Raw genomic sequence first — 17,285 nt, forward strand, 5'->3', positions numbered from 1 at the left:
GGCTTTACCTTGTAGGAATTCTTCCGACTTTGCTGTAAGACCTCGCCTGACCCCGAAAAACCAGCAAGGTCCTAGGGTAAAGACAGGAGGTACATATGCAACTGCTAGGTTGGGTTACTGCCGCTGCTTTCGCACCCCCCAAGGCCGCCCTCGAGCAGGACTTGGCCTCGGGCACCTTACAAGCTGCCCTGGCCGAGATGGCCCGGACCCGCGGCCTGCCGACCCCCACACTCCCCCAGACTCCCTTGAGCGAGCTTCAGGCGGCCTACACCTCGTTGTTCATAAGCAATCCCGCGGGGCTTCCCTGCCCCCCCTATGTGGGGATGGCCCTGGACGAGCGGCTGTTTGGCGAAGGCTTTGACCGGCTGCTGGAGCTGTACCAGGCGGCGGGCCTCGAGACCTCCCCCGACTGGCGCGACCTGCCCGACCACGTAGCGGCCGTGGGCGAAGCCATCGCACTGCTGGAAGGAAAGCCCGCCCTGGCCCGCGCGCTGGCCCTGGAGTACCTGTATCCCTGGCTAAAGCGGTATGCCCCCGTCCTGCAGGAAACCGATCCCACCGGCTTCTACAGCACCATTGCACACTTTCTTTCCCAAGCCCTGGAGGTGATACAGAGTGAAACTGCCTCGTCGCAGCTTTCTTAAGCTATCTGCCGCTACCGTGGGCGCGGTCAGCGTGGGGGGAGCCGCCACGCTCTCCAGCCGCGCCAAGGCTGCACCCGCCTGGTACACCAAAGAAGTCAAGCAGGTCTTCCAGATTTGTGAGAACTGCTTCTGGCGCTGCGGCATCAAGGCCAGCGTGGTGGGGAACCGGGTCTACAAAGTAGACGGTTACAAGGAAAACCCCAAAAGCCGGGGCATGCTCTGCCCCCGGGGGCAAGCAGCCCCCGCCCAGACCTACGACCCCGACCGGCTCAAGAAGCCCCTGATTCGCATTGAAGGCTCGGAGCGTGGCGCAGGTAAATACCGCGAAGCCACCTGGGAAGAGGCCCTGGACTACATTGCCAAGAAGATGCTGGGCCTGAAGGAGCAGTACGGCCCCGAGAGCATCGCCTTCTTTGGGCACGGCACGGGGGATGGCTGGTTCGTGGACTTCCTGCCCGCGGCCTGGGGCAGCCCCAACGCTGCCAAGCCCTCGGTTTCGCTCTGCACGGCCCCGCGCGAGGTAGCCGCCCAGTACACCTTCGGGCGGGCCATCGGCGGCCATGAGCCCATTGACTGGCCCAACACCAAGTACATCGTGCTGATTGGTCACCATATCGGTGAGGACACCCACAACACCCAGCTACAGGAGTTTAGCGAGGCCCGCAAGAACGGGGCTAAGCTGGTGGTGGTAGACCCCCGCTTTTCCACTGCTGCGGCCAAGGCCGACCGCTGGCTGCCCATCAAGCCCGGCACCGACACTGCGCTGCTGCTGGCCTGGATCCACGTGCTGATTAGCGAAAACCTCTACGACAAAGCCTATGTGGAGAAGTACACCGTAGGGATGGACAAGCTGGTGGCCCACATCAAGCCCTACACCCCCGAGTGGGCCGAGCAGCAGACCGATATCCCGGCCCAGGTGATCCGGGAGGTGGCCCGCGAGATGGCCCAGCACAAGCCCAAAGCGGTACTCCCCCCCACCCGCCATACCGTCTGGTACGGCAACGACACCCAGCGGATGCGGGCTTCCTACATTCTCAACGCCCTGCTGGGCAACTATGGGCGCGAGGGGGGGTTCTACATTGCCATGCCCCCCTACCTGGAGAAATACCCCACGCCGCCTCTGCCGCTCGAGCCTGCCGCCGGTGGATGCGCAGGCCCCACTGCAGCAGACAAGGAGCCCGAAGGCTATAAACCCCGGGCCGACAAGGGCAAGTTCCTGGCCAAAACCACCGCCATTCAGGAACTGATTGAGCCCATGATCACCGGCCAGCCCTACCCCATCAAGGGACTCTTCGCCTACGGCATCAACCTCTTCCACGCCATTCCCAACGTGCCGCGCACCAAGGAGGCGCTAAAGAACCTCGAGCTGTACGTAGCAATTGATGTGTTGCCGCAAGAGCATGTGATGTGGGCCGACGTGATCCTGCCCGAGGCCACCTACCTCGAGCGCTACGACGACTTTGTGACCGTCAGCCACAAGACCCCCTTCATCCAGCTCCGGGTTCCCGCCCACGAACCGCTCTACGACACTAAACCCGGCTGGTGGATTGCCAAAGAACTGGGCAAGCGCATCGGCCTCGAGCAGTACTTCCCCTGGCAAACCATCGAGGAGTACCTCGACACCCGCATGCAGTCGGTGGGGCTCGACCTCGAGACCATGAAAAGCATGGGAACCATTGTGCAGAACGGCAAACCCTGGCTCTCCGACTGGGAAAAAGAAGGCCAGAACCCCTTCAATACCCCCTCGGGTAAAATTGAGCTTTACTCCGAGTCGCTGGCTAAGGCAGGTTTCGACCCCCTGCCCAAGTATGAGCCCCCGCAGCCCGTACCCGAAGGTTATTACCGCCTGCTCTACGGGCGCAGCCCGGTGCACACCTTCGCCCGCACCCAGAACAACCCGGTGCTGATGGAGATGGAATCCTCCAACAGCGTCTGGCTCAATGCCGAAGAGGCCGCCCGGCTGGGCTTCAAACCCGGCGACTACGCCTACCTGATTAACCAGGATGGGGTGCGGGAAGGCCCGGTGCGGGTCAAGATTACCCAGCGCATCCGCAAGGACGCGGTCTACATCACCCACGGCTTTGGTCACAAGGCCAAAGGCATGACCCTGGCCGACGGGCGTGGGGCCTCCGACAGCTACCTCCAGACCCGCTACACCCTGGATCGCATCTCGGGCGGGGCGGGGCTGCGCAACAACTTCGTCAAGCTGGAAAAAGCACCGGCGCCCAAGCTCAAAAGCGTTGTCAAACTCATCAAGGAAAGGAGGGCCTAAATGGCACGCCTGGGAATGCTAATAGACCTATCGGCCTGCGTGGGCTGTGCCGCCTGTGCGGTGGCCTGCAAAATGGAGAACCAGGTGCCTGCCGGGGCCAACCGGCTGTGGATTCGGGAGCGCGAAGTGGGTGTCTTTCCCGACCTGACCGTGGAGTTCCGTCCCGAGCAGTGCAACCACTGCGAAAACCCCCCTTGCGTACCGGTCTGCCCTACGGGGGCCAGCTACCAGACCCAGGACGGGCTGGTACAGGTGGACTACAACAAGTGCATTGCCTGTGGAGCCTGCATTGCGGCCTGCCCCTACGACGCCCGCTATATCGATAAGAAGGGCGGTTATGCCGACAAGTGCACCTTCTGCAGCCACCGGATCACCAAAGGGCAACAGCCTGCCTGTGTGGAAACCTGCCCCACCTATGCCCGCATTTTTGGCGATCTGGACGATCCCAATAGCGAGATCTCCAAAGCCCTCGAGGCCGCCGGACGCCAGGACGTGTTAAGGCCCGAGATGGGCACCCGGCCCAAGGTGATTTACCTCAATGCCCCTAGCAAGAAAGGGCTCACAAAGGAGGTGATGGAATCATGACCGAGTTCTACGGCCTGCCCAACACCGGGGAGTTCTGGCACTGGACCAATGCCCTGCACTTCGTGCTGGTGGGGCTGGCGGGCGGGATGGCCTTCTTGGCCGCCATCCTGACCCTGCGCCAGCACCCCGAACGGAAGCGCTACTGGTGGCTGGCGGCAATTTTGATTGCCCTGGATCTGTTTGTGCTCTGGGCCGAGTCCCCCGCGCGCTGGCGGTTTAGCCATATCTGGCTCTTCCTGAGCTTTGAACCTGGCGCGCCCATCTGGTGGGGGGCCTGGGGCTTGTCGGCTGCCATGGCTGCTGTGGCGCTGCTGTTGCTGAAACAGTGGGTGCGTCTCCTTGAGCGCATCCCCGAGGGTGTGCTGGGGGTGGTGCTGCTTTTGGGCAGCCTGGTGGCCCTGGCCTACCCTGGCTTTGCCCTTGCCGTAAACGCCACCCGCCCGCTGTGGAACAGCATGATGCTGGCTATCTTTCCCATCACGGCCCTGCTGATGGTGCTGGCGATTGCAATACTCCTGGGCAGCACCTGGGCCAAACGTTGGGAGGTTTGGACGGCTGCCCTGAGCTTAGGCCTGCTGCTGGCCTATCCCTTTACGCTTCAGGAAGCGGCCCGCGAACACCTCTTCCGCGAGGGCCTGGTGGGGTATGCCCTGGCCGGCCTATTGATTGCCGTGGCAGCACTGCTCTTCCGCAACCCCCGCTGGGCGGCTGCCCTGGGTCTGGCCGGTGCGGTAGGGCTGCGCTGGCTCCTGGTAATGGTGGGCCAGTTTCAGTCCCCCGGATTGTGAGGCCGGGGCAAGAAGGGTGCTCTCCTTAGTGAGAGCGCCCTTCTTTACTGCCCAGGAAGCACTTCTTCCAGCCGTCCGTCTACCGCCAGCCAGCGAATGCCTTTTTCTAGAGCGTATTCCCTTAGGTCGCGCAGGTGATGGGTCCAGGCCAGCTCCACCCGCTTGCCCTCGGCCCGCAGTTTACGGGCCAGCACCCGATCCAGCGCCAAAACCTCCGGAGGGGTTTCGGACAGGGGCAGGCGCAGGGCTTCCATCACCCGCTCTAAGCCCAGGGCAAAGCCGGCGGCGTAGGGCAACAAGGCCCCGTCGTAGCGGCCTCCACCCAGCAGGGGCAGGCCAAAGTCGGGGGTATAGGCCTGGAAGTTGAGGCCGGTATAGAAGGTGAGGAGCCGGGCCCGGCCCAGGTCGAGCAACAGGGGCACCTCGGGCAGCAGGGCCAGCACCGCCTCGAGCCAGTCCAGGTCGGCCTGGGCCTTGCCCGAGAGGGGCAGCCGGCGGGCTTCCTCCAGCGCCTCCCGCCCGCCGTACAGATCGGGCAGGGCCAGCAGGGCTTTTTGCAGGCTGGGGTGTACCTGGTAGCCCGTGAGCAAGGCCTCGAGCTCGGGGCTATTCTTGCGGTGGATGGCCTGGCGCAGGCGTTCTTTCTTATCGCCCGGTAAGCCGGTGGCATCCAGTAAGTCCCGCACCAAAGCAGGCAGCCCCACCTCAATCTTGGCCTCGGCAAAGCCCACCAACTGCAAACACTCCCAGGCCAGTTCCAACACCTCGGCGTCGGCCCGGGGGCTCGAGACCCCCACCAGCTCGGCCCCCACCTGGCTAAACTCGCGGCTGCGCCCCAGCTCGGCGTTGGCCTCGCGCAGCCAGAGGGTTCCGGCATACTGCAGCCGCACCGGCTGGCCCGGTGCAAGCCGCCCGTTGCTCTTAAGCAGCCCCGCTACCGCGGTGGTGAACTCCGAACGCAGGGCCAGCACCTCGCCGCTCTTGTCCACCAGCTTAAAGGCCCGCTCGGCCAGGGTGTGCTGGGGGTCGTAGAACTCGAGCGCGGGCAGCTCTACCGGCTCGTAGCCCCAGCCATACAGCAGATTCACCAAACGCTCCTGCAGTTCGCGGCGCAGGCGGGCTTCGGGGGGCAGGAAGTAGCGGGTGCCTTCGGGGATCATTTACTTCTGGCGAAAATCTTCACCGAGATAATCTTGTCGCGCTCCTGGCTGGCCCTGGGGCCTTCGGTGGGGGCGATGCGCTCGACCACCTCCATCCCCTCCACCACCTGCCCAAAGATGGTGTACTGCTGGTTGAGGTTGGGGGTGGGACTATAGGTGATGAAGAACTGGCTGCCGTTGGAGTTGGGGTCCATGGTGCGGGCCATGCCCAGCAGGCCTTTTTTATCGTAGTTGAGCTTGGGGGTGACCTCGAGGCCAAACTGGTAGCCGGGGCCGCCCATGCCGGTTCCGGTGGGGTCGCCGGTCTGGGCCACAAACCCCGGAATTACCCGGTGAAACACAATCCCCTCGAAGTAGCGGTTGAGCGCCAGAAACACAAAGGAGTTGACCGTAATGGGCGCTTCGCTTTCGAACAGGTCTATGCCGATTTTGCCTTTGCTGGTCTCGAGCTCGGCGTAGTAGTCAAACTTGGCTGGGTCTATTACCTGCTCGGGTTTGGAAAACCGGGTAACAGGCTTATCGGATTTGTAGGGTAAGGCTTCCATGTTTCCTCCAAAGCTGCCGCTTGTTCCGCTGCTTCCCTGCCAAAAGAAGAAAGCAGCAACGGCCAAAGCCAGCAGGACGGCAATTACCAAAGCAACGCGCATCTAAAACAGTTTACTGCTCAGGATGAGAACACGCCAGGAACCGCAAAGCCACACAGCAATAAAGCCTCACTACCTGGTGGGAGCGGTTTTCACCAATGGGCTGAGCAAATTGTGCGACCAGGCCTTCTGGTTTGTTTTGCAGCAGCCTTCGCAGGCTCTGCAGACAGAACGCTTTTGCTGGGGGTGCCAGAGCCTCAAATCCGGGGCAGGGTAATGCCCCGCTGACCCTGGTACTTGCCTTTGCGGTCGCTGTAGGTTACCTCGGGGCGCTCCCCCTCGAAGAACACCAGCTGCACCACGCCCTCGCCGGCGTACATCTTGGCCGGCAGGGGGGTGGTGTTGGAGAACTCGAGGGTCACGTGCCCCTCCCAGCCAGGCTCTAAGGGCGTGATGTTGGCCACAATACCCACCCGGGCATAGGTGCTTTTGCCGATGGCGATGGCCAGCACGTTGTCGGGCATGCGGATGTACTCCATGCTGCGGGCCAGCACAAAGGAATTGGGCGGGATTATGACCTCATCCCCCTCGTAGTCCACGAAGCTTTTGGGATCCAGGCCCTTGGGGTCGGCGATGGTGTGGAACACGTTGGCGAAAATTTTCCACTCCCGGGCTGCCCGCAGGTCGTAGCCGAAGCTCGAGAGCCCGTAGCTGATCACCCCGTCGCGCACCAGGCGTTCCTCAAAAGGCTCAATCATGCCTTGCTTGGCCTTTTCACGTATCCACCAGTCGGGCTTAACGCTCATGACCCACACTATACAAGGTGGCGCGCACAGGGCATCCCTGCGCCCCTCAGCGGCCCGCCATGAGGAATGACCCAGCCATTTTCACAACCAGCCTTCATCAAGAGGTCTAAACTGAAGTCATGCGCAAGCTACCGGTATTGGGCAGGGTCTTATTGCTGGGTTGGCTGGCATCCTTTGGCATTCTGCTGGCCTCCTGCGGTTCGGACAGCCAGAACAACCAGAGCCGCCAGCCCCTGCGCCTGACGCTTCGGTTCGAGACGGGCTATGTGGACGAACCCTACAACACCACCCTTACTGCCGATGGTGGGGTGCGGCCTTACCGCTTCACCCTCGAGGGCAACCTGCCCAAGGGTCTGGTGTACAGCAATGGCCGCATCAGCGGCACACCCCAGGAAAAAGGCAGCTTCGAGCTTACGGTTAGCGTAGAGGACGCCAACCTCTCCAACCGCACCCAGAAAGTAACCCTGGTAATCGGGGAAACCCCGCCCCCCCGGCTCGACCAGGTTTTTCCACTTGCGGAGGTATCCGACCCCTTCCCCTACCTGTGGCGGGTGCGCGATCGGGAGGCTCGAGGCTTCCAGGCGCAAATTCCGCTCAAAGACCTCCGGCTTGCCCTGGATAGCTTCAAGGCCGATGCCAGCCTGCTCTATGTGCTGCGCTACGACGAAGAAAAAGGCCTCCTCGATATCGATGCGGTTTTTACCAGCCCGCGCAAGGACCTCGAGGCCTTTCGCTTTACCGCTACCCCCCTGCCCGACAAAAAAGTACGTCCCGATTCGAACTTCCGCCAGACCCGGGTGGCCTTTTATGACAAAAACGGCAAACTGGCCGGCAACGCCCAGGCCATCACCCGCGTGAGCACCCAGGGCCAGTACAGGTACAGCGACCTCGAGGCCATCGCCCGCAACTGGGGTCGTCGCCTGGCCTCAACTGCCGTGCCCGTGATCCCACAAGCCCCTGCAACCAACCCGCCCCCCACCCCGGGTACCCCACCAGGCCAGACCGAAACCCAGGGGGGTTCGACCGCCACCCCTCCGGCTGCGCCCCCCAACCCAACCCAATCCACCCAACCTGGGCAGGCACAGCCTCCTCAACCTGGGCAGGCACAGCCCACCCAACCTGGACAGGCACAGCCCATCCAACCTGGGCAAGCGCAGCCCAACCCGCCAGGAGCAGTCCAGCCCCAGCCAGTAGCCCCAGCCCAGCTCCAGGCCCCCAAACTCGAGGGCGACCTTAATGGCGATGGGGTGGTGGACCAAAAAGACCTGGATCTGCTGCGCTCCTCCTATGCCTGGGCCAGTGTAAACACCGCCCAGCCCGCGCCACCGCCCAGCCCGCAGCGCCCCCCCACGCCCCCCTCCAATAGCGGTGCCGCAGGCTCAGATGAGGGCGACCCCAGCGAAGAAACCCCCGACCCCTCAGGCGGCAAGTGAGCGCGCTGCCTGCGAAGGCCCTTATCGCACCCTTCACAGACATGGCCTCCCATCCGGGAGGCCACTGTGCTGTGCCGGGCAAAGCAATCAAGTTGTGAGCAGCTCAATATTTGCGAAGAGCGCTCTATTGGCAGAGGGGTGCAGTGGCGCAATGGTGGGAGCCGTGCTATTTTCAGGGCGCTTTAGCTGTTACCCTGGGTAAACTGTGGGTAGAGCCCTGATAGTTCTGGCTATTTTATGGGTTATCGCTCTGGTGGGCTTTCTGGCGCTACGCCAGACCCCCAAAACCTCTGTGCTGTGGGGCCTGCGGGATTTTTTCTGGATGCTGCTGGTTGCCCTTAGCGTGGTGAGCGTGCTGGCTATAGTGGCTTTGGTAACCGGCATTATCACCATTCGGAGCAACCCTTTTGCAGCGGCAAACTAAGCTATGCGCATTGCGGTTCTGTCGGATATTCACGGCAATCTGCCGGCGCTCGAGGCAGTCCTGGCCGACCTGAAGGAAGTGCGACCCCAGCTGGTGATTGTTAACGGCGATATGGTGAACCGGGGGCCTTCCAACCGCGAGGTGCTCGAGCGCTTGCTCAACCTGTGTGCTTCCAAGCAAGGGCAGGCCTTGGCCCCCGAGGGTTTTTGGTTTACCCTGGGCAACCACGACGACCTGCTGGTCAAATGGGCCCAGCGCGATCCTTCTCTAAAAGACCTTTATACCGATCCCTTGTTCGAGCCTACCGCCTGGTCGGTGGCCCAGCTATCCCAGGCCCACCTGGACTGGCTGGGCAATCTGCCCTTTCAGGTGGTTGTTGGCCAGGCACCGCAGCAAACCTTTGGGCTCGACAAAGCCGAAGGCACTGGCGAACGCGTACTGGTGCGGGCCACCCATGGCTCGCCCCGCCACTACCGGGAAGGTTACGACGAACACCAGACCCTGAGTACCCTCACGGAAATCAGCGAAGACTACCCGGCGCGACTGCTGGTGGGTTCGCACACTCACCGCCCCTTCATGTACCAACTGGGCGAGGCTTTGGTGCTCAACAGCGGGGCGGTGGGGGCTCCGTTCAACGGCGATGTGCGGGCCCAGTATATGGTGGTGGAAATTGGAGAAAACCATGTGCAGGTCGACTTCCGTCAGATTCCTTATAACCTGCAAGCCGCCCTGCAGGCCTATTACGATTCGGGCCTGATGGAGGCAGGGGGGCTGGGGGCAGACATCTTTTACCACGAGACCCGCACGGCCCGCTCGCTGTTGATGCACTTCTGGTACTGGGCCGAGGCGCAGGCCCTCCCGCGCGACTGGGATGCCTGGCGGCTTTATCGGGCGGCCCACCCGGAACGTTTCACCTAGGCTGGGCTGGAAAAACTTCCAGGGCAAAACGGTTATAGAGATAGCCCTGGCAGATGGTCGAACTTTTGCGTGCTTATGGCGGCCAGCCCCCCAAGGCATGTAAAAATCGGTGGTGAGGTTAGTTGCTATGGAAAACCTGCGTGCGTTTTTGCTCCAGACCCGTACCATCGCGGTGCTGGGGGCCCACCCCAACCCCGCCAAAGCAGCCTTCTATGTGCCCGAGTACCTGGCCCGGAAGGGCTATACTGTGCTGCCGGTTAATCCGGCCTATGCAGGACAGGTGCTTTGGGGCCAGTCTGTGGTCAGCAAGCTCACCGACCTGGCGGTGCCCCTGGATATTGTGGAGGTGTTTCGTCGTAGCGAGGCCCTGCCCGACCACCTGGAAGAGATTCTGGCCGCCCGGCCCAAACTGGTCTGGCTGCAATCGGGCATTGCAAACCACGCCTTTGCCGAGGCCCTGCAACAGGCCGGGATTCAGGTGGTGCAGAACCGCTGTTTGATGGTGGTGCACCGCCAGCTAATGGGCTAGGCTGGGCCACAGTCAGCCGGGAAGCGCCCTGGGTCTGCACAAATGGGAGCGCATGGCCTATGTCGAGTGTTCAAACTGTGCTGTTGGAATGGTTCCGGCAGCACCAGCGCAAACTACCCTGGCGGGGGGTGACCGACCCCTACAAGGTGCTGCTAGCGGAGGTGCTGTTGCAGCAGACCCGCGTCGAGCAGGCCATTCCCTATTACCAGCGCTTTTTAAAACGTTTCCCGAGCCTTGAGATTCTGGCTAAGGCCGACCAGGAAGATGTTTTGAAAGCCTGGCAGGGCTGTGGCTACTATGCCAGGGCCCGCAACCTGCACCGGCTGGCCCAGCGGGTCGTTGCTATGGGTGGGCTACTACCTGCGACCTCGAGCGCGCTAAGGGCTTTGCCGGGCATCGGCCCTTATACCGCTGCTGCGCTGGCCTCGATTGCCTTTGGTGAGCCGGTAGCGGCGGTAGATGGCAATGTGCGGCGGGTTTTGTCACGCTGGTACGCCTGGGAAAAGCCCACCACACAACAAGTCCAGCAGGCTGCCGAGGCCCTGATGGCCGGGTTCGCGCAAGCGCAGGGCCCCAGCCCCGGCGACTGGAACCAGGCCCTGATGGAGCTGGGGGCCACGGTCTGCCTGCCCAAAAACCCCGCCTGCGACGGCTGCCCTGTGGCCCGCTTCTGCCTGGGCCAAGCAGCGCCCGAGCGTTACCCTGGCGCAAGGGAACGCAAGCAAAGGCGGCTCGAGCTGGTCGCGCTGGTACTGCAAGGGCCAGGTGGGGTACACCTGGAGCTGCGGCAGGGGTCCCTCCTGGGGGGGCTTTGGGGGGTTCCCATGGAAGAAGGCCCCGGGGCCTTAACCCGCTTGCTGGCCCGCTTTGGGCTCGAGCAGGCCGAGCGGCTGGGTAGCCTTCGCCACGACTTTACCCACCGCAGGCTACGCATCGAGGTGTACAGAGCCCCCTGGGTGGCCGGCGAGAATCCGGCGAGCCGTCCTTTATCACGGCTGGATCAGAAAATCCTGGCCCTGGTTGAAGGATCCAGTTCGGATCGTGGCTGACCCAAAGGGGTTGTTGGGGCCTCGAGTTGAGCTGGTATACCAAAAAAGGTAGCATACCTTCCATACACTATGCTTGCACCGCAAACCGAAGAAGCCTACCGTCGCCTGCGCCGGATGATCCTGTCGCTACAGCTCAGGCCCGGCGAACCGCTGGTCGAGCGCAAACTGGAAGAGCTTTTGGCGGTCTCACGCACACCCATTCGGGCCGCCATTCAGCAGCTTTTCCGCGAGGGGCTGGCGCAGCGTACGGGCCGGGTCTATACCGTAGCGCCCCTCGACCTGGCCGAGCTGGAGGAGGCCTTTGAGTTTCGCAACTGGCTCGAGGGCCATATCGTTCGGGTGGCTGCCGCCCGGCGACCCAACGCCCGCCAGCTTCGGGAGCTGCTGGCCTCGGTGGAGGCCGACCTCGACCCCGAGGTAGAGCTGGAGAAGGCCACCGACTTTCATCTGTCTTTAGCCAAGCTCACCGGCAACCGCTTTGTGGTGGCCTCGCTGGCCCAGGTTTTGCAGCGCATCTACCGGGCCCGCTACCTGGAGATTACCCGTCCGCAGGGGGCCGACCAGGCCCTGAGCGACCACCTGCACCTGATTGAGCTGGTGCAGCAAGGACAGGCCGAGGAAGCAGCTGCCTTTTTACAAAAACACCTCGAGCGCTCGAGGGAGGCCTTGTTGCAAAGCCTCGAGGGCTCCATTCTGCTGGGTGCCAGGCCGTCTTGACGGGTGGGGTAGGCTGGATAGAATCATAGACGCTCAACGCTTCAGGCAAGGGAGGACACATGGTACGATTGGCAACTTTAGCTGTGGTTTTGCTGGCGGCTGGAGGTGGGCTGGCCCAGTTCACCCCGCGCAACCCCGAGTGCATCGCCCCGGCGGGGGCCGGAGGCGGCTGGGACTTCACCTGCCGCAGCGTGGCGCAGGTCATGCAGGACCTCAGGATTGTGAACCAGCCCATCAAGGTTACCAACATGACCGGGGGTGGAGGGGGGGTAGCCTACGCCAACGTAGTGACCCAGCGCAGCGACGACCCCAACCTGATTGTGGCGGCCAGCCCGGCCACCACGGTACGCCTGGCCCAGGGCCAGTACAGCCGCTTTACCGAGCGCGATGTGCGCTGGCTGGGCGCAGTGGCCGCCGACTTTGGTCTGGTAGCGGTCAAGGCCGACGCCCCCTGGAAAACCATGCAGGAGCTGGTGGCAGCCTGGAAGGCCGACCCCTCCAGGATTGCGGTGGGGGGAGGCAGCGCGGTGGGCGGCCAGGACCATATGAAGGTGCTGCTTCTGGGCCGGGCGGCTGGAATTGAGCCGCGCTCGATTAAATACGTCCCCTTCGACGGCGGCGGTCAGGCCCTGACCTCGCTGCTGGGCGGTTTTATTCAAGTTTTTGCAGGCGATGCCTCTGAGCTTCGGGCCCAGGTCGAGGCCGGTACGGTGCGGGTGCTGGCCATGATGTCGCCCCGGCGTCTCCCGGCGCCTTATGCCAGCGTGCCCACCCTTAAGGAGCTCGGCTACAACGTGGAATGGGTGGTCTGGCGTGGCTTCTACGTGCCCAAGAATATGCCTGCCGATGCCTATGAGTTCTGGGCAAAGGCTTTGCGGCAGGTGGAACGCAGCCCGGAGTGGGCTAAGGTGCGCGAACAGAACAGCCTGGGGCAGTTCTTCATGACCGGGGCCGAGTTCCAGGTCTTCATCGACCGCCAGGTTAACCAGTTCCGCAACCTCTCCCGCGAGCTGGGCATCATCCGGTAGCCCATAGAGGGTGGCCGGCCCACCGCTTTTGGGCAATTTGGTCGTAGCGTAAAGAGCCTCCCTTATGACCGACCGTATTGTGGGCGCCCTGATTCTGCTGCTGGCCTTGGGCTATGGCCTCGAGGCCAGCCGGATGCAGGTGAGTTTCCTTTCCGACCCCCTGGGCCCCCGGCCTTTTCCTTACATTATCGCCATCTTGGTGGGGCTTTCGGCCTTGTGGCTCCTGTTCAAGCCCGACCCTGATCCCACCTGGCCGCCCCCGCGCTTCTGGCCGGTGCTGGGGCTGGTGCTCTCGAGCCTGGTGGCTTATGCCTATCTGGTGGTTCCTTTTGGTTTTATCCTCACCACCACCCTCGAGATGACCCTGCTCTCGCTGCTGTTTGGGGCACGCTGGTGGCAAGGCTTGGGCGGTGCGCTGGCTTTTACGCTGGCGGTCTACTTCCTGTTCACCCAAGGCTTGGGCGTAACCCTGCCGGTGGGGCGGATTTTCGGGTAGGGGAGACCCAGAGCGGTTTTCAGTAGAATACCCCCATTCCCCTGTGCTGCACCAGACCAACTTTTTTCCGCTGGGGCAACCGCAAAAGTAGCGAAAACGCAACATGGACATCTTGCAAGCGCTTCTAAACGGTTTTGGGGTGGCCTTTCAGCCGCTCAACCTGCTCCTGGTGGTGCTGGGCTGCCTGGTGGGCACGCTCATCGGGGTGCTGCCCGGCATCGGCCCCATCAGCGGGGTGGCCCTGCTGGTGCCCCTGACCTTTGCCCTCAAGATGCCGCCGGAGTCGGCCCTCATTCTGCTGGCGGGCATCTACTACGGGGCCATGTACGGCGGCTCTACTACCAGCATCCTGCTCAACATCCCCGGCGAAACCTCTTCGGTGGTCACGGCCATCGACGGCAACAAACTGGCCAAGCAGGGCCAGGCGGGTCCGGCCCTGGCCATGGCGGCCTGGGGCTCGTTTATTGCAGGCACGCTTTCGGTGGTGGGCCTCATGACCCTGGGGCCCTTGCTGGCCCAGTGGGCGATTCGTTTTGGCCCTGCCGAGTACTTCGCCCTGATGGTCTTTGGCTTCTCTACCCTTTCGGCCCTGGCGGGCAAGAACATGTTCAAGGCCCTGATTGCCACCGGCTTCGGCCTGATGCTAGCGACGGTGGGCCAGGACCCCCAGTCGGGCATCTCGCGCTACACCTTTGGTTTTTTGCAGCTAGAAGACGGCATGGACTTCCTGGTGGTAGCCATCGGGCTTTTTGCTGTCAGCGAGGTGCTGATGCTTCTGGAGGAAAAAACCCCCGGCGCCATAAGGGCCCAGGTGGGGCGCATCTACCTCTCCTTCAAGGACTTCATGGCCTCGCTCTTGACCATTCTGCGCAGCAGCGTGCTGGGCTTCTTGATTGGGGTCTTGCCGGGGGCGGGGGCTTCCATCGCTAGCTTTGTGGCCTATACCACTGAGAAGCGCCTGCTGGGTGCTAAGGCCCGTTTTGGCGAGGGTGACCTGCGCGGGGTGGCGGCCCCCGAGTCGGCCAACAACGCCGCGGCGGGCGGGGCCATGATCCCCCTCCTGACCCTGGGCCTGCCCGGTAGCGGCACCACCGCCATCATGCTGGGGGCCCTTGTGAGCCTAGGGGTAACGCCGGGGCCGCAGATGTTTCAGAAAAACCCCGAGGTGGTGTGGGGCCTGATCGCCTCGATGTACGTGGGCAACGCGGTGTTGTTAATTCTGAACCTGCCTTTGGTGGGGCTTTTTGTGCGCCTTTTGGCGGTGCCGGCCTGGCTCCTGATTCCGGCGGTGCTGGTCGTCAGCTTCATTGGGGTCTATGCGGTCAACAACAACCCCTTCGACCTGCTGCTGATGGCGGTGTTCGGGCTACTGGGCTACCTGATGCGCAAGCTCGAGTTTCCCCTGGCCCCGGTGCTTTTGGGGCTGGTGCTGGGCTACCTGATGGAAATTAACCTGCGCCGGGCCATGACCATCAGCAACGGCGATGTGGGCTATCTGTTCAGCAGCCCCATTGCCGTTGGGCTGTGGGTGCTGGCAGGGCTCTCACTGCTATCTCCGCTGATAATCGCCCGCTTCCGCAAGCAGGGGCTGGGCGGCGAAGAGGAGCTTTGAAGTGTGAGGGGGCTTACGACCCCCACCCCCAGGTGCGCTACCCTCGAGGCATGGAACTGCTCGGGTGGTTGCTGGTAATTCTGGCGCTCCTGCTGGTCACGGGTTTGTTGGGGCCGATACTGGGGGTTGTGCTGGCGATTGCGGCCCTGCCGGTGCTGGCCGTGCTGGGTGTGTTGCTGTTCCCGCTGCTGCTGGTGTTGCTGGTTTTGGGCCTGGTGCTGGGGGTGGTGGGCAGCGCCATAGGCGTGGCAGCAGGCTTGCTGGGTTTCTTGCTGCAATGGGGGCTGCCTTTATTGCTGCTGGTGGCTGGAATCTGGTTGCTGACCCGGAAGCGCCATCCCCGCTTGCAAGCCTGATGCAAAAAAGCCCCCTCGAGCGAGGGGGCTTTTGCTGGTGTGAAGCCGGGCGGGATTTAGCGGTATACCACCCGCTTGCGTTCGCCCTCACGGCGCTCTTCAGGGCCTTCAAAGCGACGCTCACCCTGGCCGTGGCGCTGACCGCTGCCTTCGCGGCGGCCCTGACTTTGACGCTTGCCCTGACTGCGGCCAAAGCCCTGCCCCTGGCGTTCGGATTGGCGGGCCTCGGCTGGAACCTCGCTGGCTTTGCTCAGGCGCAGGTCGCGCAGGGCCGAGTGATCGAGTTTGCCCAGGTCTTCAGGGCGGATATCGACGTATGCTGCCACCTCGCCCTCGAGGCGGACGCGGCCAATTTCGCCTGCTCCAGCGCCCTTCAGGACCGCTACGGCCCGGTTCACGCTGAGGCGGGTACCGGATAGCTTAACTGTGACCCAGTTCTCTTCCCCGGTAATCAGGCTTTTGGGGGTGGGGGCTCCGCCCAGAATCAGGGCCAGCATCCCGGCTACGGCATCCACGCCGCCTTCGGCGATTAGGCGCTCGGCCTGCTCACGCCAGAGCTTCTTGTCGGCCTCGGGCTGTTTGGCGATGCGGCGGGCCAGCACAGCCCACTTGGCCGACATGACCTCTTCGGGGGTGGGCGGGTTAACCCGCTTGAAGGTGCGCTTGACCTCGCGTTCGAGGTTTTCTAGCTCGCGCTTTTCGCGGGGGCCGTACAGAATCACCACTTTGCCCGAGCGCCCCGCCCGTCCGGTACGGCCCGAGCGGTGCAGGTACGATTCGTTTTGGTCGGGCAGGCGGTAGTGCACCACCAGGTCTACTTCGGGGATGTCCAGCCCGCGGGCTGCTACATCGGTAGCCACCAGGACACTCACGGCTCCGCTGCGGAAGCGCTCCATTACGCGCTCCCGGTCAATCTGGCCCATGTCGCCATGGATGGGCGCTGCGCTGTGGGCGCGGCTCTCCAGGCCCAGGGCCAGGTCGTTGCACTCGGCCTTGGTGCTGGTAAAGACAATGGTGCGCTCGGGGGCGTAGGCAAAGAGCAGATCCGACAGCACCGAAAGCCGGTTTTGAATGGGTGCCTGAATCGCTACTTCCTCGTAGGAGATGGCCTCATCCTTGATTACGTTGATGTGAATGGCGGTTCTTTGGTAGCGCTCCGAGAGGCGGCGCGCCCAGGTGGGCAGGGTGGCCGAGAACAACAGCGTCTGACGGGTGGGCGGGGTGGCCTCCAGCAGCTGCTCGACGGCTTCTTCAAAGCCCATCGAGAGCATCTCGTCGGCCTCGTCGAGCACTACGATTTCTACTTTGGAAAGGTCGAGCACGCGCTGCTCGAGGTAGTCAATGGCCCGGCCTGGGGTGGCTACTACCACGTCGGTGCCGCGCTTGAGGGCTTCGGCCTGCTTGCCGTAGCCGGTGCCGCCGTAGATGGGGGTGATGGAGAGGTGAGGGGCCAGCCACTCCAACTCTTTGGCCACCTGCAGGGCCAGTTCACGGGTGGGGGTGAGCACAAAAGCCCTGGGGGCGCGCCCGCGCTCGCGGGCGGCATCCAGGCGGTTGGCGATGGGAATGCCAAAGGCCAGGGTTTTGCCGGTGCCGGTGCGGGCCTGGCCCAGCACGTCTTTGCCCTCGAGGGCCAGCGGGATGGCCGCTCCCTGGATGGGGGTGGCGGTGGAGAAACCTTTAGCCTGGATGGCCTGAGCTACTTCAGGCCTTAACGGAAATGCTGAAAATTCCATATCTCAAACGTCCTTTTTGGGTGTGGGCTGAAAAGCCACCGGGGCGCAAAGCGCTTGGGCGAATCCAACCCCATAGGGTTCGAGCCGCTCATCCCAGAAAGAACTGAATGTCCAGACTGTACGGAGGTGTAGGATGTACGGCTTTGGT

The 17,285-nt window shown here is 62.9% G+C and carries 18 protein-coding genes; 14 read left to right on the plus strand and 4 right to left on the minus strand.

All coding sequences use genetic code 11. The features are described 5' to 3' along the window. Positions 1-95: 95 nt before the first annotated feature. From ABWU19_RS00355 to ABWU19_RS00370, 4 genes are read left to right on the plus strand one after another with little or no spacing between them, the layout of a single operon-like run. Positions 96-644, plus strand: a complete 549-nt coding sequence (locus ABWU19_RS00355) for a TorD/DmsD family molecular chaperone (RefSeq protein ID WP_435899815.1) — start codon at positions 96-98, stop codon at positions 642-644. After that, entirely contained in the window at positions 616-2,916 is a 2,301-nt protein-coding gene (locus tag ABWU19_RS00360; protein WP_435899816.1) for a molybdopterin-dependent oxidoreductase, read from the plus strand. The genes ABWU19_RS00355 and ABWU19_RS00360 overlap by 29 nt, the downstream gene beginning before the upstream one ends. Continuing rightward, positions 2,917-3,501, plus strand: a complete 585-nt coding sequence (locus ABWU19_RS00365) for a 4Fe-4S dicluster domain-containing protein (RefSeq protein WP_435899817.1) — start codon at positions 2,917-2,919, stop codon at positions 3,499-3,501. Then, entirely contained in the window at positions 3,498-4,289 is a 792-nt protein-coding gene (locus tag ABWU19_RS00370; protein ID WP_435899818.1) for a hypothetical protein, read from the plus strand. Before ABWU19_RS00365 ends, ABWU19_RS00370 begins: the two co-directional genes overlap by 4 nt. A gap of 44 nt (positions 4,290-4,333) precedes the next feature. Here ABWU19_RS00370 and ABWU19_RS00375 read toward each other — a convergent pair whose 3' ends face one another. The 3 genes from ABWU19_RS00375 to dcd all read right to left on the minus strand — a co-directional run bounded on the left by ABWU19_RS00375 (position 4,334) and on the right by dcd (position 6,839). Continuing rightward, complete coding sequence (locus tag ABWU19_RS00375; protein ID WP_435899819.1) at positions 4,334-5,449, minus strand: ATP phosphoribosyltransferase regulatory subunit; 1,116 nt, start codon at positions 5,447-5,449, stop codon at positions 4,334-4,336. Beyond that, complete coding sequence (locus ABWU19_RS00380) at positions 5,446-5,994, minus strand: peptidylprolyl isomerase (protein WP_435899872.1); 549 nt, start codon at positions 5,992-5,994, stop codon at positions 5,446-5,448. Before ABWU19_RS00380 ends, ABWU19_RS00375 begins: the two co-directional genes overlap by 4 nt. A gap of 296 nt (positions 5,995-6,290) precedes the next feature. Further along, a complete protein-coding gene (gene dcd / locus ABWU19_RS00385; RefSeq protein ID WP_027876845.1) occupies positions 6,291-6,839 on the minus strand; it encodes a dCTP deaminase in 549 nt (182 codons plus the stop codon). A gap of 119 nt (positions 6,840-6,958) precedes the next feature. Here dcd and ABWU19_RS00390 point away from each other — a divergent pair, with 119 nt between their 5' ends. From ABWU19_RS00390 to ABWU19_RS00435, 10 genes are all read left to right on the plus strand, one after another. Beyond that, positions 6,959-8,272, plus strand: a complete 1,314-nt coding sequence (locus tag ABWU19_RS00390; protein WP_435899820.1) for an Ig family protein — start codon at positions 6,959-6,961, stop codon at positions 8,270-8,272. 205 nt (positions 8,273-8,477) lie between these two features. Continuing rightward, positions 8,478-8,696, plus strand: a complete 219-nt coding sequence (locus ABWU19_RS00395; RefSeq protein WP_435899821.1) for a hypothetical protein — start codon at positions 8,478-8,480, stop codon at positions 8,694-8,696. A 3-nt stretch (positions 8,697-8,699) separates the two neighbouring features. Further along, positions 8,700-9,614, plus strand: a complete 915-nt coding sequence (locus ABWU19_RS00400) for a metallophosphoesterase family protein (RefSeq protein WP_435899822.1) — start codon at positions 8,700-8,702, stop codon at positions 9,612-9,614. 127 nt (positions 9,615-9,741) lie between these two features. After that, on the plus strand, positions 9,742-10,143 hold the full coding sequence (locus ABWU19_RS00405) for a CoA-binding protein (RefSeq protein ID WP_435899823.1): 402 nt from the start codon (positions 9,742-9,744) through the stop codon (positions 10,141-10,143). 59 nt (positions 10,144-10,202) lie between these two features. Beyond that, entirely contained in the window at positions 10,203-11,192 is a 990-nt protein-coding gene (mutY, locus tag ABWU19_RS00410; RefSeq protein WP_435899824.1) for an A/G-specific adenine glycosylase, read from the plus strand. A 69-nt stretch (positions 11,193-11,261) separates the two neighbouring features. Next, the gene (locus ABWU19_RS00415) at positions 11,262-11,909 is read left to right on the plus strand and encodes a GntR family transcriptional regulator (RefSeq protein ID WP_435899825.1); all 648 of its coding nucleotides are present in this window, start codon (positions 11,262-11,264) and stop codon (positions 11,907-11,909) included. A gap of 59 nt (positions 11,910-11,968) precedes the next feature. Continuing rightward, entirely contained in the window at positions 11,969-12,937 is a 969-nt protein-coding gene (locus ABWU19_RS00420) for a Bug family tripartite tricarboxylate transporter substrate binding protein (protein ID WP_435899826.1), read from the plus strand. 64 nt (positions 12,938-13,001) lie between these two features. Then, a complete protein-coding gene (locus ABWU19_RS00425) occupies positions 13,002-13,433 on the plus strand; it encodes a tripartite tricarboxylate transporter TctB family protein (RefSeq protein ID WP_435899827.1) in 432 nt (143 codons plus the stop codon). A 103-nt stretch (positions 13,434-13,536) separates the two neighbouring features. Then, the gene (locus ABWU19_RS00430; protein WP_435899828.1) at positions 13,537-15,045 is read left to right on the plus strand and encodes a tripartite tricarboxylate transporter permease; all 1,509 of its coding nucleotides are present in this window, start codon (positions 13,537-13,539) and stop codon (positions 15,043-15,045) included. Between the two features lie 50 nt (positions 15,046-15,095). Further along, positions 15,096-15,401, plus strand: coding sequence for a hypothetical protein (locus tag ABWU19_RS00435; RefSeq protein ID WP_435899829.1), 306 nt, complete (start codon positions 15,096-15,098; stop codon positions 15,399-15,401). 56 nt (positions 15,402-15,457) lie between these two features. Here ABWU19_RS00435 and ABWU19_RS00440 read toward each other — a convergent pair whose 3' ends face one another. Then, positions 15,458-17,137 (minus strand): DEAD/DEAH box helicase, encoded by a 1,680-nt coding sequence (locus ABWU19_RS00440; RefSeq protein ID WP_435899830.1) that lies wholly within the window; start codon positions 17,135-17,137, stop codon positions 15,458-15,460. Between the last annotated feature and the right edge of the window lie 148 nt (positions 17,138-17,285).

The organism is Meiothermus cerbereus (genome assembly GCF_051297115.1).
GTDB lineage: Bacteria > Deinococcota > Deinococci > Deinococcales > Thermaceae > Meiothermus > Meiothermus cerbereus_A.